At 47.1% G+C, this 19758-nt stretch carries 20 protein-coding genes; 7 read left to right on the forward strand and 13 right to left on the reverse strand.

Annotated elements, in window-relative coordinates; translation table 11 throughout:
• Positions 1 to 10: 10 nt before the first annotated feature.
• Positions 11 to 1057 carry a YheC/YheD family endospore coat-associated protein gene (locus AC58UW_RS11210; RefSeq protein WP_497420752.1) on the reverse strand — a complete coding sequence of 349 codons (1047 nt, stop codon included), beginning with the start codon at positions 1055 to 1057 and terminating at the stop codon, positions 11 to 13.
• 157 nt (positions 1058 to 1214) lie between these two features.
• On the opposite strand from AC58UW_RS11210, the gene AC58UW_RS11215 reads away from it, so the two are divergent.
• On the forward strand, positions 1215 to 2315 hold the full coding sequence (locus AC58UW_RS11215; RefSeq protein WP_497420753.1) for a WD40/YVTN/BNR-like repeat-containing protein: 1101 nt from the start codon (positions 1215 to 1217) through the stop codon (positions 2313 to 2315).
• A 1-nt stretch (position 2316) separates the two neighbouring features.
• On the forward strand, positions 2317 to 2592 hold the full coding sequence (locus AC58UW_RS11220; RefSeq protein WP_497420754.1) for a MoaD/ThiS family protein: 276 nt from the start codon (positions 2317 to 2319) through the stop codon (positions 2590 to 2592).
• A 20-nt stretch (positions 2593 to 2612) separates the two neighbouring features.
• On the opposite strand, the gene AC58UW_RS11225 is transcribed toward AC58UW_RS11220, so the two are convergent.
• On the reverse strand, positions 2613 to 3110 hold the full coding sequence (locus AC58UW_RS11225) for a metallophosphoesterase family protein (protein WP_497420755.1): 498 nt from the start codon (positions 3108 to 3110) through the stop codon (positions 2613 to 2615).
• 185 nt (positions 3111 to 3295) lie between these two features.
• On the opposite strand from AC58UW_RS11225, the gene AC58UW_RS11230 reads away from it, so the two are divergent.
• The gene (locus AC58UW_RS11230; protein WP_497421184.1) at positions 3296 to 4597 is read left to right on the forward strand and encodes an AAA family ATPase; all 1302 of its coding nucleotides are present in this window, start codon (positions 3296 to 3298) and stop codon (positions 4595 to 4597) included.
• An 11-nt stretch (positions 4598 to 4608) separates the two neighbouring features.
• The gene (locus AC58UW_RS11235; protein ID WP_497420756.1) at positions 4609 to 6318 is read left to right on the forward strand and encodes a vWA domain-containing protein; all 1710 of its coding nucleotides are present in this window, start codon (positions 4609 to 4611) and stop codon (positions 6316 to 6318) included.
• 701 nt (positions 6319 to 7019) lie between these two features.
• Here the strand turns inward: AC58UW_RS11235 and AC58UW_RS11240 are convergent.
• The 5 genes from AC58UW_RS11240 to AC58UW_RS11260 all read right to left on the reverse strand — a co-directional run bounded on the left by AC58UW_RS11240 (position 7020) and on the right by AC58UW_RS11260 (position 9785).
• Entirely contained in the window at positions 7020 to 7229 is a 210-nt protein-coding gene (locus AC58UW_RS11240; protein ID WP_497420757.1) for a hypothetical protein, read from the reverse strand.
• Between the two features lie 106 nt (positions 7230 to 7335).
• Positions 7336 to 7866, reverse strand: coding sequence for an MOSC domain-containing protein (locus tag AC58UW_RS11245; protein ID WP_497421185.1), 531 nt, complete (start codon positions 7864 to 7866; stop codon positions 7336 to 7338).
• A gap of 100 nt (positions 7867 to 7966) precedes the next feature.
• Complete coding sequence (locus tag AC58UW_RS11250) at positions 7967 to 8644, reverse strand: PIG-L deacetylase family protein (RefSeq protein ID WP_497420758.1); 678 nt, start codon at positions 8642 to 8644, stop codon at positions 7967 to 7969.
• A gap of 23 nt (positions 8645 to 8667) precedes the next feature.
• Positions 8668 to 8991, reverse strand: coding sequence for a hypothetical protein (locus AC58UW_RS11255; RefSeq protein ID WP_497420759.1), 324 nt, complete (start codon positions 8989 to 8991; stop codon positions 8668 to 8670).
• A gap of 314 nt (positions 8992 to 9305) precedes the next feature.
• Complete coding sequence (locus AC58UW_RS11260) at positions 9306 to 9785, reverse strand: glutathione peroxidase (RefSeq protein WP_497420760.1); 480 nt, start codon at positions 9783 to 9785, stop codon at positions 9306 to 9308.
• A 179-nt stretch (positions 9786 to 9964) separates the two neighbouring features.
• On the opposite strand from AC58UW_RS11260, the gene AC58UW_RS11265 reads away from it, so the two are divergent.
• Positions 9965 to 12124, forward strand: coding sequence for a HelD family protein (locus AC58UW_RS11265; RefSeq protein ID WP_497420761.1), 2160 nt, complete (start codon positions 9965 to 9967; stop codon positions 12122 to 12124).
• Positions 12125 to 12193: 69 nt separating this feature from the next.
• Here AC58UW_RS11265 and AC58UW_RS11270 read toward each other — a convergent pair whose 3' ends face one another.
• From AC58UW_RS11270 to AC58UW_RS11280, 3 genes are all read right to left on the reverse strand, one after another.
• Positions 12194 to 13039, reverse strand: coding sequence for a DegV family protein (locus AC58UW_RS11270; RefSeq protein WP_497420762.1), 846 nt, complete (start codon positions 13037 to 13039; stop codon positions 12194 to 12196).
• A gap of 18 nt (positions 13040 to 13057) precedes the next feature.
• Positions 13058 to 13906: a DegV family protein gene (locus AC58UW_RS11275; RefSeq protein ID WP_497420763.1), complete on the reverse strand. Its 849-nt coding sequence runs from the start codon at positions 13904 to 13906 to the stop codon at positions 13058 to 13060.
• Between the two features lie 145 nt (positions 13907 to 14051).
• Complete coding sequence (locus AC58UW_RS11280) at positions 14052 to 14822, reverse strand: SDR family NAD(P)-dependent oxidoreductase (RefSeq protein ID WP_497420764.1); 771 nt, start codon at positions 14820 to 14822, stop codon at positions 14052 to 14054.
• Positions 14823 to 14883: 61 nt separating this feature from the next.
• Here AC58UW_RS11280 and trhA point away from each other — a divergent pair, with 61 nt between their 5' ends.
• Positions 14884 to 15516 carry a PAQR family membrane homeostasis protein TrhA gene (trhA, locus tag AC58UW_RS11285; RefSeq protein ID WP_497420765.1) on the forward strand — a complete coding sequence of 211 codons (633 nt, stop codon included), beginning with the start codon at positions 14884 to 14886 and terminating at the stop codon, positions 15514 to 15516.
• Here trhA and AC58UW_RS11290 read toward each other — a convergent pair whose 3' ends face one another.
• The gene (locus tag AC58UW_RS11290) at positions 15517 to 16170 is read right to left on the reverse strand and encodes a GDSL-type esterase/lipase family protein (RefSeq protein ID WP_497420766.1); all 654 of its coding nucleotides are present in this window, start codon (positions 16168 to 16170) and stop codon (positions 15517 to 15519) included.
• A gap of 93 nt (positions 16171 to 16263) precedes the next feature.
• Positions 16264 to 16548 (reverse strand): hypothetical protein, encoded by a 285-nt coding sequence (locus tag AC58UW_RS11295; protein WP_497420767.1) that lies wholly within the window; start codon positions 16546 to 16548, stop codon positions 16264 to 16266.
• Between the two features lie 246 nt (positions 16549 to 16794).
• Here AC58UW_RS11295 and AC58UW_RS11300 point away from each other — a divergent pair, with 246 nt between their 5' ends.
• Positions 16795 to 17961 (forward strand): M20 family metallopeptidase, encoded by a 1167-nt coding sequence (locus tag AC58UW_RS11300; RefSeq protein ID WP_497420768.1) that lies wholly within the window; start codon positions 16795 to 16797, stop codon positions 17959 to 17961.
• Between the two features lie 410 nt (positions 17962 to 18371).
• Here the strand turns inward: AC58UW_RS11300 and AC58UW_RS11305 are convergent, their stop codons facing one another.
• Positions 18372 to 19700: an MFS transporter gene (locus tag AC58UW_RS11305; RefSeq protein ID WP_497420769.1), complete on the reverse strand. Its 1329-nt coding sequence runs from the start codon at positions 19698 to 19700 to the stop codon at positions 18372 to 18374.
• Positions 19701 to 19758: the final 58 nt, after the last annotated feature.

Raw genomic sequence — 19758 nt, forward strand, 5'->3', positions numbered from 1 at the left:
CGTGCTGTCGTTATTTCAACAAAAATTTCGCGTACTTCAGAGGAGTTTCATAGGTTTGATAAAAAGTTGCGTTCATTTTCGCTTTTCTGAAGGAGTAGCGCTGATCTCTTCCGTTCACTTCGATTAACTTGATGCCTCCACTTTGATCAACACCTACATCAAGTCCAAGATCAGCCATGTGGGGCAGACTACTGCCTAGATACTTTGCTATTGCTAGCGATGCTTGATGTAATTCCTCCGTAAGCTGCGAAGCATGAAACCCGCTCGACTTAAAAAGTTCCTCACATCGCTTCACTTGACCACCTTTCGCCACATTGGTTACATGACGGCCTCTAGCTGCGACTTTGCCAACGATGCCAGTGATCTGCCATTGCCCGCTTTCATCTCGCTGCACAGACACCCTTATGTCATAAGGCCTGCCCTTGTATGTCGCAAGTGGAATGGCTTCCTGAATCATATACCTTTGATAACGAACTTTTTTATTTATTAAAAGTATAGCTCGACTCAGGGACACAAGCTTAGGCTTTCTGAAAACACCATGCAGCTTCCAAGCTCCGTTTTTTTGCTTTGAAGCTTTCATGATGCCGTTCCCCACACTGCTATTCGTCGGTTTGATAAAGAGTGATGTGTACTTAGACATAGCTGATTCCAATTGCTTTCTCGTGTATTTCGTCGACACCGGCAAATACTTGCGAAGATGTACATTCTTATGGATGAGTTGATGAATGCGATGTTTATCATAGCGATTTTGCCTGTTAAAAACATTACTGTAACGTGTTAGCAGATTTAACTTTTTTTTCAAATATGGCGTTAGAGTTATAGCACGGTTGTGTGTAACACGAGGAATGCTCTTACGGACAAGCTTATATCTATGATTGGAGTAAAAATAACCCAAAGCTGATTTCCTGTTCACATACTTTAAACACATATAGAAAGGCTTGAGTCCGTGCTTATTAGCTGCTTTATCATACAAAGCTATATGTTCATTCCCCGTTCTTCCCTTTGTAATCCCCTTATACGTTTCTAAATCTAGTAAGACGCCTACCGTCGTTTGCACCTACTTACCACCACCATCCGCAATTTAGAACATTGTCAGTGTATGTATCTCTATTAGCGGTTAACACGGTAAATACCTAAGCTTGAACGAAAAGCGAGAAGGAATTATTTAACATTCGTCGAATGTAGGCTAAGAGGAATCAATGAGGAGGGAAACGATGGCTAAGCGAGTTCAATTGCTAGTGGGTACCAATAAAGGCGTTTTTATTTATACGTCTACGACGGAGAGACGAAGTTGGTCATTGCAAGGACCATTCCTACCAGGTTGGGAAGCCTACAGTGTTCTTGGTGACACGCGAAAAGGGAATCGACTTTATGTCGGCACCTCGCACGCCGCTTATGGCGCCACGCTTCGTATTTCAGACAATGGAGGCGAAACATGGGAACAAATCGAGGAAAGTCCTTCGTATTCAAATGAAAGCGGTTTCTCTTTGAATCGGATATGGCAAATTGTCCAAGGCCACGCTACTCAGCCCGAAACCCTCTTCGCGGGTGTCGAAGAAGCCGGTATTTTCGTAAGCCGCGATAGCGGACTTTCCTGGCAGGAATTAGATGCTTTAACGAAGCACCCTACGCGCCCTGATTGGTTCCCCGGAGCTGGCGGTATGTGTTTGCATACTATCCTTGTCGACCCTCGGAATGCCCAGCGAATGTGGGTTGGCATTTCGGCAGTAGGTGTCTTCCGAACGCTTGATGGCGGGTCTAGCTGGCATCCTTGCAATAACGGTCTGAACCGCGTCCCGACAGGTCAGCCGGATGAGCGTGTGGGCTATTGTGTACACAAAATGGTGCTCCATCCGCAAAATTCAGATGTCCTGTATATGCAGGAGCATAGCGGTGTATTCCAATCGCTCGATGGCGGCGACACCTGGTTCCCGATCGAAGAAGGACTGACGCTGCGAGAAGGCGACATGCCCTTCGGTTTCCCTGTTGCCATATCGCCAACTGGTGACTTGTTCCTGATTCCACTGGAAAGCAGCGAACAGCGCTCGATGCGAGACGGCAAGCTGATTGTCTACCGCATGGCATCTGGCGAACACAGCTGGAAGCCTATTGGTGATGTGCTGCCGGAAGAGGAACGCCATGTAAGTGTACTTCGCGACGCCATGACTGTTGATAATTTAGATCCATATGGTCTTTACTTTGGCACTACTTCTGGTGAAGTGTTCTGCTCGTTAGATCGCGGAGAAAACTGGGAGCGCCTTCCCGGCCAGTTTTCTCGTATTCTCACGGTGAAAACGTTAATTTTGGAGGACTAGTATGCAAATTAAGGTCAGTCTCCCCTCCTTGCTGCGCGATTGCACGGGCGGCCGCGTGAAGTTTGAATTGGATGCACTCACGCTACAAGAGGCACTTAATCAGCTCCTATTAAGCTACCCTAAGCTGCGAGTCCACCTTTGGACGGAAACAGGACAAGTCCGAAAGCATGTCCTGCTGTATTACAATGATACGAATATCGCATGGCTGGATGATCTAGATATTCCACTTCAGCTCGGAGATCGACTCACTATTTTCCAAGCGGTCTCCGGCGGGTAATCCTGAGCTTTTCATAAGGGCTAAGCTTTACTCTCATAATAATAATGCTGAGCTCTAATACGATCGCCCAATACGATGATGCCATATGAATATTGAGGCTGCCTTCTTTTATCCGTTGGCGACCCCGGGTTGAACATCAGTATCCCGTCAATCGTTTGACTATATGGAATATGGGAATGCCCGAAAATGACGATATCCGGCTGTTCTTCCCGGAACGCATCCCGGGCTCTTTCCTCTGTCGTCTTACGGAAGCCGTCACCGTGAATAAGACCGATACGATACTTCCCGGCGGTCACGATTTTTTTCAAACCAAACCGCTCTACGATCTCATGACCGTCATTATTCCCAGCTACAGCTTCGCACGGAGCAATTTGTTCAACGAGATCGACCACATGCTCACTCACCCAATCTCCTGCGTGCAGAATCAGATCAACACCTTTTAATCCCGCTACCAAGGTATCTGGCAGCTTATGTACCCTCGCAGATAGATGCGTATCGGAAATGACACCAATTCGCATAAAATCACTCCTTTTTTCCACATATGCCCCTATTTTCTCATTCGCCAGAAGGAACTGCAAATACAAAGCAGAATAATGAGCAGACTAAGGTGTTTGACTCCTTAAACGGATGTCCTGAAAATTCGATGTTTGCAGCGCAGTTTGATACAATAATGCTGAAGTATACGCCAAGGGGGACAACCATGATGAAAGATCCCATCGTCATACAGAACAAGTTAAGAGAAGCTATGGGGCATCTCGAGAAAAGGTTCATGGAGCGGGAAGAGCTCATCCGAGTCTTGCTTCTTGCCATCATGAGCGGGGAACATGTCCTTTTGGTCGGACCTCCCGGTTCTGCGAAATCGCAGCTGGCTCGCGCCACAGCAGAATTATTCGGCAATGAGCCCTATTACGACTATTTATTGACTCGCTTCACTACACCGGACGAGCTATTCGGCCCAGTCTCCTTGCAAAAATTAAAACAAGATGAGTATAGTCGCCTCACGGAAGGCTATCTGCCTAGCGCGCGATTCGCCTTCCTTGATGAAATATTCAAAGCAAACAGCGCAATTCTTAACTCACTCTTATCGATATTAAATGAGCGCGTTTTCTTCAATGGGCGTCTAAAGCAGCCGTCACCACTATTATTTTTAATGGCAGCCTCCAATGAATTACCTGAAGATAATGAGCAGCTAGCTGCACTTTACGATCGCTTTTTGTTCCGGTTTGAGGTCGAATATGTCAAGCAAATTTCCAGTTTCGAGCTGATGTTTCAGGCGCCAAGATCGCCTCTTCCCACTTTGCTTTCAACTGAGCACATTACTCAATTGAGATCACAAGCTATGGATGTACAATTGCCGGATGCTTTAATCTACATGCTCTTCCAATTGAAAACTGCCCTTCAAGAGAAAGAATACGTGCTCTCCGATCGTCGTTGGAATAAGATTGGACACACTTGGAAAATTTCGGCCGCTATTCATGGGCGTAAAGCAGTTGGCGTTTGGGACACTGTTCTCACTCCGCACATGTTGTGGGATTTTCCAGAAGATTTAACGGAAGTTAAAGCCGTCTTTGATACGTTATTTCAGGATATGCTCAAACGCGAGATGGAACAGGAGCTTCCTCTGCAACAGTACAACTTAACAGTTAAAAAGTGGTTGGACAAGGAAGATGAGCTCCATGCCTTCCAATTTAAAAAAGAAATCGGCGGCTCCTTATCCAAAGACGCCGCTGAACGTCTAAAGGGCAGCTTGGAAGAGTGCCGCACCGAACTTGAGGATACAGCACGCAGTTTGCGAGGCAGACTTGTCACCTGGCAGGAGAAAGAAAAGAAACTGCCCGAATGGATTGCCTCGCAGTCCATTTTTTTGCAGCATCCCGAGCAGTATGCTGTTAAATTCACTCACCTTCGCATCCAGGGTGAACGCATTTTACAATCCATTCAAGGCTTATATCGCACATTGTTTGACCGTGAAATTCCGGGAATTGTGTACGACTATACCCTTTAAGAGGTTACTCTATGATCATACGATGCACACGGGTCGATCGGTATGTGTTTGAGGGCTACGTTCATTCTTCCCGCGTCGCTCAGGAGTGGATGCGCGAAGCGGTGCGGCAAGCTCCTTGGTTTTCACTTGAATTGTTTGCCGATTTCTTTATGTGCTTTTATTTAACGAAACCTGAGATCGATGCTGCCTTTGAGGAGACACCTTTTCATCGCTGGATGGTGCTTACCTTAACCAAACAATACTTCTATGTTTCCATTCATCCGCGCACAATCGGACAAGTGAACGCTTCCTTCAAGACAGCGCTCAAAGCACTGATGTGGCTGACGGAGTCGTACGAGAAAGAAGTGAAGAAACGACAGAAGGAACAGCAGCAAACCGGTATCGGTTTGGAGAAAAAACAGCAGATGAGCGGCCAAGAGGACAAAAGCGTCAGCGAACGGCTCACCGACAAGCAAATCGAGAAGCTGAGGCTTGTTGGCTATACCCTGCAGCAAGGAAAACGCGCTGTAGAGGACAAGCAAGAGACCTCCGATTCTCGGCCGCTGGTTGCTGAAGAGATACGCGCGCTGAAGCAGCGTATTTTGGAATTGCAAGGCGAGCTGCGTACGGAGTTCATGAAACGCGAGAAGCTGAAAGCGAAGCTGCGCAAGGCGGAAGAGGAACTCGAGCGCCGGAAGCGGCAGATGGACCGCATGAGCGCCCGCGACCTCGCCGCGATGTTGGAGCTTGAGTCCGAGCTGGGCGACTGGCTCGGGCGGTCTTTGAAAGAGACGCTGTCCCTCGAAGAAGTGGACAGCTTTAATGTGCACGAGCTCGTGCAGGCGAGTCAGCGGCTCGCTAACCGGCGCTGGGGCAGCGAGCTTGGGAAGCTGCGCAGGCAGACGTTCGAGCACTACGTGCAGTGGATTGAAAAGCTGAAGCGCAGCAAGGATTTGGTCGCTTTCTTGCAGGAGGTGGGCCGCAACATCCATCACCTGCGGGTGCAACGGAAGAAGATGCGCTCGCCGTATGTACCTGAGTCCTACGATGATTTGCGGCACTCCGGAGACATTGCGCATTTGCTGCCCAGCGAAGCCAGTCTGCTTGCGGACGAAGATTTCGAGCCCTATTTTCTCGTCAAATGGATGGAAAATAAGCTCATGACGTATAATTACAGCGGTTCCTCACCCGAACCGCAAAAAGGGTCCGTGATCTGCATGCTCGACACATCGCACTCGATGCGCGGCAGCAAACTTCGGCTTGCCCAGCTGTTTACCGCGACCTTCGCCTCCTTCGCGCTTCTCGAGCGGCGGGACTTCGTCCTGCTGCTGTTCGGCGCCAAAGGCGAGCTTGTCGAGCACATCCTGTCCTATAAGCGTCCCGACTGGGATCGCTTCTATGGCCTTGCGCAGCTTGCCTTCGGCGGCGGCACGAACTTCGATGCCCCGCTCAGCAGAGGCATGGACATCGTGCAGCATCAGCCGCAGTTTCACGATGCTGACTTCGTGATGGTTACCGATGGCGTTGGCCAGATCTCCAAAGCAACCCAGCAGCAGCTTGCGCTGCTGGGCCAAAAAAAGCAGTTGCGGCTGCATTCCCTGATCATCGGCTCCGCCCGCCAGCATCTCACGCAAAAATACGAGATTATCGGCGTCTCGCATCAGGTGCGTTTTGCGACAGCTTGGGATATGCAGGATCCCGTTAAGGATGAGCTGCTGTTAGATGTGTTTGCGAAGCGATGATTATTCGCAGAATCCAGACAAATCAAACAATCCCCCGAGTGCCCTTCATGGGCTTTCGGGGGATATTTACGTCATCATTAATTATAATGAGGACCCCTTTCGGAGTCCTCATTGACGGTGAATAGATTTATGGTACTATGCTTTGAACCTTACTCAGCTCGGTCTCTACCTCATCAACACTATTGCAGTACCTGACCACATTAATGATTTCTGCGGCACATCTCCTCGCTTCTATACGGATTCAACAACAACTTCCCTTGGTGTAAATGTAAATTGTCTTTGACACGACACCTCTCTGCTTTCACCGTCAAAGATAGTATGTCCGCTCACTTCTGTTTTATGAATTTTTTTAAAAATTTCTTGCCGTAGCGGACGTTCTCCACCGCGCCAAACTGACCACTATTTTGTTCTCCAGCATCGCTATTGGGGAACTACAGTACGCTATTTCACTGGAAAGCCACATTTTCAACCTGCAATGGGAACTACGGTCTGCTATTTGGCCAATTTCACCAGAAAATCATGCCCTGGAGGTTAAATTAGACCCTGTAGTTCCCCCATTCGCGAGGAAGCGCCGTTTTCCTCCAAATAGCGGACTCCAGTTCCTTCATTGCAAAGCCTTCGAGGAATTTTCGTTAGCTAGACCCCATTACAGCAACTCACCGCGCGGCTATCACTCTGCTATCGCGAGCACTCTTCCGTTCTCACTCATTGATCTGGATCAAATCTTTGATTGTCTTAAGCGATACGCCCGTCTCGTGATAGACCTCAATCAGTGTGGCACCCGGATGGCTCCGAACAAAGTCTTTGACCTTATGCGACTCGATAATGAGCTGCTGCGTACATGATTTACAACGTTTTTCAAATTTCGTTATGAATACTTTCCCGCATGCTTCACAGTTGCAAAGTGACATTTCTCCACACCTTCCAGAGCCGACTCCTGTCAGGCTATTTCTACTAGAAATAGACTTCGAAACGAGGCGCTTCTTTCTGGGGGTAGCTCGGCAATCGCATATAAAATTAAAGATGAATCTCGATATGATCTCCTGGCTTTATTTCGCCGGGACGTTCAACATAGGCTACAATGCCTCTGCTCTTCTGCGCTTTTTTGATAAAAAGCTGAGTCAGACTTTTATCGTTATAGTGTGTAGCGATCACTCTACCAGGTCCGCCGCACGGCTCATTTTCTCCCTCGCATACTAACCCGCCGCCGCTTGAAAGCATCATTCGAATACCCATGGGAAGCATGGTTAATTCAGGCGCACCGCTCACGACGATGTTCGCTCCCAACCACTCAGGTCGAATCGTTTCTACCCCTAGCCGCTCTGCGATTCCTTGAAGCTCCTCGACCGACACAAGGCTTAGCTGCCGACGATTCATGATTTCGGTGCCTCTCTTGTACATAGGCTGCCTGACGTCAGCTTTGGCGAATAGACCAAAATGTCGATCGCCTTCTATACCGCCAAACTTCAGCTCTACGCTCTCAATTTCTCTCGTTACAAATGTAGCTGGATTATCAGCGATAAGCACTGCTTCAACCTTAATGATCATGCTCAATTTACGCCCACCCGTCTTGTCCAAAATTTCGCAACTTACTTATCATTATGCACTAACGGCATTTGTTGTTAATTAAGATTTGAACCATGGCAGCCTAATGTTTTCCTGCCATGACAGGCCACATAACACCATCTTCCCAGCCAAGTACAAAAGCTTCCCATCTTCGCGCCTCTGGAAATACCTCAACATCGCCAAAATATTTGGCAATGGCCACGTGCTGGGTCGCATGAGCTTTCAAAGCAGCTGCTTTGACTGACCATCCCGATTCCGTATCAACTACAATGGATGGCTCGTGCCCTCGCTCCCGAGTAATGCCAGAAGCCGCGTAGTAAAGCCTGCGAACACTTGGACATTTTCCACTTAAAACCACAGCTGTCGCAGCTTTGGAAATCGTAACATGATCCGGATGACCATTCCCGCCATCTTCTGCGAAGCTGAACACATTCTCCACTTCATAACGCTGAATAAATGAAATAACTCCTGCGACTAGTTCATCGAAATCAATATTCGCCAATTGACCGTCCGGGAAGCCCAAATGTTCCACAATTGAAATTCCTAACACTTCCGCGGCTGCGTTCATTTCTTCTTCCCTCAGCCTAGCAAGCTCCGACTTATCCGCGGCTCTCTCTAGCCCCTGCCGGCCTGCGTCTCCCCGCGTTGCTAGCAGCAAAGCAGGTCCGTTGCCTTCATCCGCATACTTGCGAATTAAACATCCACTTAGAAATGTCTCATCGTCAGGATGCGCATAAATAAAACCATATTGAATTCCCATCTTCCTCTTCACTCCGTTTTCTTTTATGTAAAATTTGCGGGCGGATATACTTTCTCAATCACATAAATCGCTCGCTCCCAAGGCATACTCACTTCAATGTGTTCTTGCAAATCCATCAAGCTGACTTCATTGTCCGAAATCCCGTCATCACTTAACGAAATGACAAAGCGCGCGCCAAACTCATTTGCTATATGTTTCCCAGAATCGAAAGTCAGACATTCCATCCTTACCCCAATGCCAACCAGTTGCAGTTCGTTCGTTAGTTCACTGATCCGTTCGTTCACTTTCCTTGAAAATTTAGGCGCTAACAGGATTACTCTGGTTTTGGCTTGTTCAAGGTGATTCATGAACCGACTCTCATCTTGCGGACTCTCATACCTTTGATTACTGTTTCCCATACCTTCACCTATTCCCTTCTCCCGAGATAAAAAAACGCGCCGGACCTATGGTCCTGCGCGAATTGCTATCTCGCAGGGAGGCCAACGCGAAATGCGTTAGCCCACCCTGATAAGTTCAGGTATGTGCTAACGCCTATAAAAATAATGAAATTGTACGAACCAAGTTGTCTTCTTCATATGGATTCGACTCCTTCACTTTCAATGATTATTACTGATTATAGCGAGGGGTTGTCAGCATTGCAACAACTTTTTTCTTAAGTAGGTTACGCTATAACTGCTTCTATATCTGCTGCAATATCAGAAGGTTCAGTTCTCGCGCTGTACTGTTTGATTACATTTCCGTTTGCATCTACAAGGAATTTCACGAAGTTCCATTCAATATCGCCAGTACGATAAGGTTCTGGCGTGTGGCTTAGCAAATAGGTAAATAAAGGATGAGCGTTTTCACCTTTCACATCAATTTTAGCAAACATCGGGAAAGTAACATTGTAATTCAGCTCGCAAAAGCTTTGAATCTCTTCATTGGTTCCTGGCTCTTGCTCGGCAAATTGATTACAAGGGAATCCTAAAACAACGAGACCTTGTTCTTGGTACTGCTCATATAAACTCTGCAAACCTTTGTAATGGGGCGTAAGGCCACATGCGCTTGCTGTATTCACAATGAGTAATGCTTTGCCTTTGTACTCAGAAAGTGACTTCGTTTCTCCCGTAATGGTCTGAACCTCAATATCATAAATGGACACAGCGATCTACTCCTTCATGGATAGAATAACTACTTGTCCATTATAGCATTGTTTCCCAGCACCCCCAAATGTCATAACGTTACACGGTTTAGCTTCCCATATCCTGACAGGTGTGTTATATTGTTTACCTGTTTATTCGCAAAATAGACACAACATCTGATCTTAGGAGGTAACTGATCTTGGACACAAAGACTCAAAGTGCCTATCAAGAAGAACTGCAACGACTCGAAGAAACGAATGTCGAAATAGACAAGCAGCTGGCTAGGCTTAGAGCAACGCCTGTATATTACGGACCTGATTTAACCGAGCAAGCGCTAGAGGTCGCGCGTGAAAATGGGCGAAACAATTTGGTCAAAGCGGTTGATGAGCCCTATTTTGGCCGTTTAGACTTCCAAGAGTCAGGCACAACTTCTTCTCAGCCGCTATATATTGGCAAATCAGGCGTAGAAGACGAACGTACCGGTCAACTGCTTGTTATTGACTGGCGCGCACCGGTTGCCAGCTTGTTCTACTCATTCACCGGCGGACTTGATGCTGCTTCCTACGACTCACCGGACGGTCTCATCGAAGGTCTCGTCTATTTGAAGCGAAATCTTGTTGTCCGCAAGCAAATCCTTCAACGGGTCGTAGATACCTATGACCGCAATGAAGACTCATTAGCTGTTGGCGACGAATTTTTGCTCTATCGGTTAGGGGAAAATAAAGACAACAAGCTTCGCGATATCGTTTCCACAATCCAAGCGGAGCAAGATCGTATCATCCGTGCAGCCAAAAATACGGCGCTCATTATCCAAGGGGTCGCAGGTAGCGGTAAAACAACGGTTGCCCTGCATCGTCTCGCATTTTTACTTTATCAATACCGTGAACAGGTTCGTGCAGAGCGAATGATTATTTTCGCACCGAACTCCATGTTCCTCGATTACATATCAGGTGTGCTGCCTGAACTGGGTGTTGGGAATATTCAGCAAAGCACTTATACAGATTGGGCACTCGATGTGCTCGACCAAGAAGTTAAGTTAGCGGATCAAGCGCTCACCCTACAAACATGGTTCTCTCTAGGGAGCAAGAGACCACCAGTCGACGATAATGCGCCAGGTAGATATAAAGGTTCGATTGACTTTAAACAATATATGGATGACTGCTTAACGAAGTTCGAGTCCTCCTATGTTCCTACAGCGGATTTCATCCCCTGGGAAGGGGCTAAGCTGCCGCTAGCTAACATACGCGAATGGTTCTTCGTGGAGAACAAGCATTATCCCCTCGTCAAACGTCGCGAACGCGTCGTAGCCCGTATCAAGCGTTGGATGGAAATGCAGCTCGACAAAATCTGGGAGCAAACCCGGAAGAAAGATCTGAAAAAGAAATCCGCGCAGCGGTTGCGGACCTATTTGACCAGTTGGCCGGAGCATACGGCATTCAGCTTCTACAAAATGCTGTTCGCTGAAAACAATCGCCCAGACAGCTTGCCTGCTGAGCTTCTGCATAAGCTCCCTGAGCCCATAGTCAGCGCATCGCTTAAGCTTTTCAAGAAAAAAGAAGTGCAGCTTGAAGATCTTGCTCCACTCCTTTATATCCATACGCGTCTATATGGCATTCCGTCAGACCAGTTGTTCGATCATGTCGTCATTGACGAAGCCCAAGATTTTTCACCTTTTCAGGTGGCCGTTCTTGATAGCTATACACGCAACAGTTCCTTTACGATTCTAGGTGATTTGTCACAAGGCATTCATGCCTATCAAGGCATCAAGGGCTGGAAGGAATTCTCAAGTCTCTTTCAAGAAGATCAAGGTGGCTACTTCGAGCTTGAGCGTAGCTACAGGTCGACAATGGAGATCATCCAGTTCGCCAATCTGGTGCTGCAACGAGGCGTCGAGAACCCGCTCCTTGCTGTCCCTGTGTTCCGCAGCGGGAACAAAGTCCGGGTCTTGCAGACAGACCTCAAAGGAAGAATTCCGCTGCTGCAACAGGCCATCGCGGCTTTACAGCAAGGAGCATCCAGCACGATTGCGGTTGTTGCTCGAACGGAGAAGCAGGCGGAAGAATTGCATGATGTCCTGACGAAAGCCGGAATTGAAACAAATCTCATCACATCCAAACAGCGTGTGTATCGCGGGGGAATCTCGGTCGTGCCGGTCTATTTGACCAAAGGTCTGGAGTTTGACGCCGTTCTGCTGATGGATGTAACCGCTGGACATTACGAAGCAACGCTCATGGATGCCAAGCTGCTATATGTAGGCTGTACGCGCGCGCTTCATGAGTTGTGGTTGATGGCCCCTGGCGAATTATCACCACTTGTCTCCACAGATGATCCCGAGATTGTAACAACGGAATCACCCTAATAAAATAAGACACCTGATTCTTCTATGGCATAGAGCTACAGAAATCAATCAGGTGTCTTTCTTATTCTTTTAATATGCGATCAGCACGCCGCCTTCTCCAGCATACGTACCTATGACGGTCCCCATGTTCGCGAATAACACATTGCGGAACGGATGCTTCTGGAGGAGTTGGTTCAAAACCTCACGAGCTCTCTCCTCACAATTGCTGTGCGCGACGGCAATCACATCTTTTTCGTAGTCATGAACCGCCTCGCCTACTTTGGCGATCATCCGCTTCAACGCTTGCTGCGTACCGCGAATTTTATCCATTACCTCGATCGAGCCTTCTTCGCTGGCTTTCATGACAAGTTTAATATTCAAAACGGAAGCAACAGCCCCTCGGACCCGATCAAGCCGTCCACCTTTAATGACATTTTCCAATGTATCTAAGAAAAACAACGTCCCCGAAGAAGTAATCGAACATCTTATCGTCTCTACGATTTGCTCAAAAGGAACATGATTCTCCGCCATTTTGGCGGCTTTAAATGCTAGCACACCTAGTCCTAATGAAGCTGTTTTCGAATCAATGACTTCAATACGTCCTTGATAACCTTCCTCAGCAAGCATCTCTTTGGCCATAAGTGCATGATTGTACGTACTGCTTAGAGCAGAAGATAGACAAATCACAAGAATATCCTGATTGACCTCAGCTTTTTTCTGATAATCAGTGAGAAAATGCAGCGGTGAGGGACTAGATGTCTTAGGCAGTTCTCTCTCCGTTTTCATTCTCGCATAAAATTCACAAAGCTCCATATGAGGGGGCATGCACTCCTCTCCGAAATGTACGGACAAAGGCACAATTGTAATCCCTAGTTCGTCCACAATTTGTTTGGGGAGGTCGCAGCTGCTGTCAGTGATAATCTTGATAGTCGTCATATGGTGTACACTCATTTCTTATTTTTTGGCGAAAACGATTCCAACCGTACGAGGTCCGCAGTGACTGGATACCACACAGCCGGTTTCGGTGATATAGACTTGCTTAATATTGGTTTGTTGTTCAATCTGTTCTTTGACATACGCAGCTTCCTCAGCCGCCATGGCATGAGTAATGAACAGAAACTCTCTATCCATGTTGCCTTTGAGCGCAAGCGCATTATCCAGCAGCTGTTGAAGCGCTTTCTCCCGCTTCCCTCTTACTTTGTCCGTCAATGTCATAGCCCCATCAATCACTTTCACAACAGGTCTAATTTTCAAAAGACTTCCGAGGAAATGCTGGACGCTCGAACATCTTCCGCCTTTATGCAAATATTCCAAAGTATCAATGATGAACTCTACTTCAATATGGGATCGAAACGACTCGATCATGGTTTTAATTTCCGAGCTGCTCTTACCTTCCTCGGCCAAATGCGCTGCTTTCAGCACTAGCAAACCAATCCCAGTCGATAGAGTCCTAGAATCTATTACGGTAACTCTATTATCTGGAAAATTTGCTGCCGCTATAGATGCATTTTGAATCGTCGAAGACAATTCCGAAGAAAGTCCGATATAGACGACATCATCTCCAGCCTGCACGACCCCTTCAAACGCTCGCTCAAAATCTATCGGAGAAGGCGCTGCTGTTTTGGGCAGTTTCCCGCTTTCATCTACAAGCTCAAAAAGCCGGCTAGGCTTGATTGAAACGCCATCTTTTAACGATTGATCATCAAAAATAACATAAAGAGGCACAACTTCAATGTGATATTTTCGAATGAGGTCATCACTTAAATCACATGTGCTGTCTGTAAAAATACGCACCCGGGACATTACTTTCTACCACCCTATCCTTATGTATATCTTTCTTTCTATCCGTCTACAAACTAAAAACCACATTAAATCTATGGATTGTTGTGTGTTCAGTATATCGGATATGTGACGAAAGCTCAATCATACAAAATGAAGTAACTATATATTAGAAACCATAGATCGTCATACCGCCGTCTACGAACAACGTCTGACCCGTCACATAGTTCGCTGCATCGGAAGCAAAGAAAACCGCAGGACCTACCAGCTCTTCCAACTCACCAACCCGTTGCAGTGGTGTGCGTGCAATAATCTCAGCTAAATAATCAGGATTAGCCAATATTTTCTCCGTAAGCGGCGTTTTAAAATACCAAGGACCAATGCTATTCACGTTAATTCCGAATTTTCCCCACTCTAGCGCAAGCACCTTCGTCATTTGAATCATGGCTGCTTTGGTAGCTGCGTATACAACGCCTGTGCGTAGGGCAACCTGTCCGGCAACAGAGGCAATATTGATGATCCTGCCATATTTCTGCTCTTTCATATGACGGCCAACAATTTGGGCGCACAAAAAGGCGGATTTGAGATTCGTCTGCATAATGGTATCCCATTCTTCATCGGTTACAGCGAGGGCTTGACTGCGAATATTCATACCGGCGTTGTTGATCAGAATGTCCAATCTACCTGCCTTTTGGATGATTTGTCCTACAGCCGTTTCAATTTGATCTCTACTCGTGACATCCACTTGGAAAGGATAAGCTTGTCTGCCTAGTGCACGAATTTCGGCTGCAACTTCTTCAATATCGCTTGATGTACGCGCAAAAAGGGCAACATCAGCACCAGCCTCAGCAAACCCGATCGCCAGCGCTCTGCCGATCCCTCTGCCCGCTCCTGTAACCAAGGCAATTTTATTTTCTAGTTGAAATGAAGGTAATAACATGTTCTCATCGTCCAATCTATTAGGTAGTTGTTGTAGCTAATAAAGAAAGAAGGTTATTGACATGGACTATTCCGTTCAAGAAGAGAAAGCAAATGCCATCAGCCACGGGATTGGCGTCCTCTTAAGCATCGCAGCGCTTATCCTGCTTGTTATTCAGGCTTGTCTGCATGGCGATGCGTGGCATATTGTGAGCTTTAGCGTGTTTGGTGTAGCGCTCGTAACGTTGTACACCTGCTCAACCCTGCTGCACAGCGTCAGACATCCCCGCTTGAAAGATATTTTCGAGGTGCTTGATCATTCCGCTATTTATGTCTTAATTGCTGGCACCTATACCCCCTATTTACTTGTGACGCTGCGCGGTCCTTTGGGGTGGACATTCTTTGGCGTGATTTGGGGGCTTGCCTTAGCCGGTATCGTTCTCAAAATATTTTTTGTGAAGCGATTTATCCTCGTCTCCACGCTATGCTATATTCTCATGGGTTGGCTCATTGTTATTGCCTTTAAGCCGCTTTACGTGAACCTGCCTTTCGGAGGCATCGTCTGGCTTGTCGTTGGCGGACTGCTGTACACTTTCGGTTCCATTTTTTATGTATGGAGGCGCATCCCCTATCACCATGCGATTTGGCATATTTTCGTACTCGCCGGTAGCGCCTGTCATTTCGTTTCCATCTTCGGATATGTCATCCTGTCTTAGTTAAGACATCAGCCGCTGCAGCTGCTGAAGCGAGACGACGCTCTCCACCTGACGCGCCAGCTCATCATAACCATCCTCATTCGGATGAATGGCATCCTCGGATAGGTAGCGGGTATCCTGCCCCACAAAGGCATCGTACACCTGAACGATATGAATATGCGGTTGCTCTAATTTACGTAAAAATATGTTAAAACGCTGCACCCAATAAGCCGATTCAGGTACCTGCGGTAAAGGATTATACAATCCAATCAAAGCAATTACGTATGGGGTTTCGATACCTTGCCGCAGCGTTTCTATTTGCACCATGATCTCTTTGTAATTCGATTCGTAGGTTTGAAGAGCTGACTTTAGAAAGGCAGGGTCATTTTGATAAAAGAAAGGAATTGCCGCTTGGATTAAATCATTACCGCCAGCTGTAATCGTTATGATATCCGCTTCTTGGATATCCTTCTGAATTTGCGGATCGGACTCCAGCGTTTGGAGCAATTCGCTAGTCGTAGCACCGTTCGTGCCCGATTGGATTAATTGAACAGGAACGTTAAGCCACTGTTCTACCTTCGTCTTAAAGCTGTATACGAATCCGCGGCCATCTGGTGCACCAAAACCAACGGTTAGTGAATCGCCAAATGCCAAATAGTTAATCTTCTTTTCCATGCTATCCTCTCCCTAAAGCCTGACGTAAGATAGTATATGCGTCAGCGCCCAGTTTGGGAAGGGACACTCCCACCAGATGTGCGGCAAGTTTTTTTATACGTTTACATGCCCCTGAACAAAATTATCGATTTGCGCTTTTTCCGCGTACGTGAATTGAAACTCGCAGTCGCAGCCCTCGTCATGAAGCACAATTTGAACAATGTCCCCATCCAAATTACAAATGACAAGAATAGATGGATCGATGAGATCCTCTGGAAACGTTTCGCCGGCCTCAAGCTGCATCCTTAGGTAAATGTCGCGCCATTGTCCGCGCACCTCAGAATCCATAAAAGATAAGGTAAATTTGTGTTCGACGTGCTCTGCGCCATATTTCATCATCAGTTAATTCCCCCACAACATTATTTTCTCTTCAAGCTGATCTTTTCTATGCGAACTTCGTTCACTTATTGTAACCCAGAGCTCCTTAAAGTGGTAGTTTGCGCTCCTTTATACTACAATAAAAGGAAGTACCACAAGGATAAACGACTCCGTCGTCCTTAGGACGAGCGCATTTGTCAAGGTAGTGCGAAGCACAAGTAAAAAACATATACTTTCTTATCTACAGATAAAGGAGCCTTCTCACTTATGAAATCAACTATCACACAAACCATTGACAATAACGCGGACAGATTCAAAGCAATTTCCAGCTTTATCGGTGCGAATCCGGAGCTTGGACATGAAGAGTTCCAGGCTTCCGCTCGCTTAACGGAAGAGCTGGAACATCACGGCTTTAGGGTTGAACGCGGTGTATTAGATATTCCAACTGCTTTTATCGCCACCTATGATTCCGGGAAAGCAGGACCTGTCGTTGGCTTTCTAGCGGAGTATGACGCTTTGCCGGATCTGGGTCATGCCTGCGGACATCATTTAATCTGCATGATGAGCTTAGGCGCAGCCATCGGGCTTAAGTCTGTTCTTGCAGAAACAGGCGGCAGTATTCGTGTCTACGGGACTCCAGCAGAGGAAACCAAAGGTGCAAAAGTGCCCATGGCCGAAGCAGGACTTTTCCGCGACGTGGATATCGCCTTGATGGCGCATCCTTATTACACCTACGAGAAATCGGGTGAATCCCTGGCAATGGATGCGATTCAGTATGAATTTTTCGGCCGTTCTGCGCATGCTGCTGCGCAGCCGTATGAAGGTGTTAACGCGCTCGACGCCGTACTCCAGCTATTCAATTCCATCAACGCGCTGCGCCAACAAGTCAAATCCGATGCGCGTATTCACGGCATTATTAGCGAAGGCGGCAAGGCCCCTAACATTATCCCTGACTACGCCGTCGCTCAGTTCTATGTCCGATCAGCGACTCGCACCTATACGGATGAGCTCGTTCAGAAAGTGCTCCACTGCGCGGAGGGCGCTGCTTTACAAACAGGCTGCACACTCAAAACGTCCTTCTACGAATTTTCGTATGACGAGCTGCGCACAAACGAAACGTTGTCCCAGGTATTCTCGGATCAACTTAACGAGATGGGAATCGATCCGAAGGACATAGAAATCGGCAAGGACCACGGCTCGCTGGATCTAGGTAACGTATCGATTCAATGTCCAACGATTCATCCCTTCGTCAAGGTCGTTGGCGAGAAGCACATGCTGCACACCAAGGAGTTCCGCGATCTAGCGCTGCAAGAGCCTGCTCTGGAAGCTATGATTTTCACAGCCAAAGCGCTAGCTAACACAGCTTACGAAGTCCTTAGCAGCCCAGAGCTGCTGCAGAGAATCAAAGCTGAGTTTGCCGTAGCAACGAAATAAGACAGTAAAAAGGGGTTGTCACAACAAGACTTGAAAGTCCTGGGGGACAGCCCCTTTTTTTGTGTGCTATCAGCTTTTAATTGTCTTTCCATCCACTCCGTACCCAGCCAGTGCCAGCGGGATGTTCCCTTTTAGCCACCTCAGCTGAAATAGGTGGAATAACTACCGCTATTCTGAGTTGCTAAGTGGCAGGGAATGAAATAACGGTAGAAACTCCAGCTAAATCGTCGGTAGCTACTAGAAATCTGCTAGAATTGGTGGTTTTAGCAGTATAAATTCCAGTTACTTCAAATAAACCGGGGTTATGAAACAAAATAGCAGGAGGAATCGGCGCTAATTACAAGTAATCCATCCAATCAGTACCCAGCCAGTACCAGCGAGAAGCTCCCTTTTAGCCTGAAATAGATGGTTTAAGCCGTGACGCCAGAAGCCGATGCTGCAGCAGTTGCCGTTGCCTCCCTGTGACTCTTCTCCGCCTTTTCTTTACGCTCTTCGAGCTGAGCCAGAATGGCGTAGAACATGCCCATACCAATGACTCCGCTAATCCCTATGAGCGTTGCCATCAACCAAGATGGCATCCAGCCGCCAAGGATCACACCAAAACCGCCAAGCAGCGTTGCTCCTTTGTACACCATCCCGAAGAGAGCCATATACGAGCTTCTTGCATGGTCAGGGGCAATATTACCCAAGTAAGCTTGCTTAATCGGCACATACATCAGTTCGCCAACAGTTGCAATGAACATCGAGAGCAGCAGCAGCCCTGGCTGATTGCTATAAGCTAAATAGCTATAACCCAAAATGTAACAAGCATAGCCTATAAACAGCACTTTGCTATCTGCGAACCGCCGCATCAAAACACCCATGAGTACCGAAAGTACAACTACGAGCACTGTATTTTCTGTGCGGATAAAACCTAACATTTTGAGCCCATCTACGGTCCAGGATGACGCCATCCAAGGAATGAACGGAGCCGATACCATTTCTTTTTCCAATCGGACACCGACATAATTACCTAGATGAAACTCAACTGAGACCAACAATAATGAAGCGAGTGTGAAGATCATGAATGTTTTATCGTACAGCACAAGCTTGTAATTGGACCATATGGACGTCTTTCCTTGAAGGCTGCCCCCAACTCCTCCTCCACGATCAGATAGCGGCTTCGGCTGGTAGACCTCATGAATAAAGAAATAGGTGATAATTAGCGATATCAAACCAATTACCGATAAGCCAATGAACAGCTCAAATAGGTAAGATTTGAATAGGAATGCCCCTGCTATCCCAGCAATCGCAAAAGATAAGTTGTTCATCCAGTACATAATGGCATACATGTATTTGCGAATATCAGGAGCTGTAACGTCAAGCAGCATCGCATCATTGGCGGGTCCATGAACACCCCAGAACATGCTTACGCAAATCATCAGAACAAACGTCATCCAAGGTGACGACAACCATGGCGAATTCGACAAAGCCATACCCATAAAGCAGAACATCCAACCGATTTCTGCGGTAAGCATCAGCTTTTTTCGACCAATTCGATCAGCATAATAGCCGCCTACAATACCCGCGATGACACCCGCTAGAATACCGAGGATGACAACAAGTCCAGCGCTCGTATCACCTAATTTTCCAGAGAAGTAAATGGACATGAAGGGAAGCACCATATTATTCGCGGTACCAGAAAGGAAAGAAAGGCCGATTCTTAATTTAACATTACGATGAAAATCCCGAAATCTCACGTTATCCCTCCAAGTGGAAAAACAAATCTGCCGAGCCTCGTATTTCACCTTCGTTTAA

Source organism: Paenibacillus sp. J22R160 (assembly GCF_059692135.1).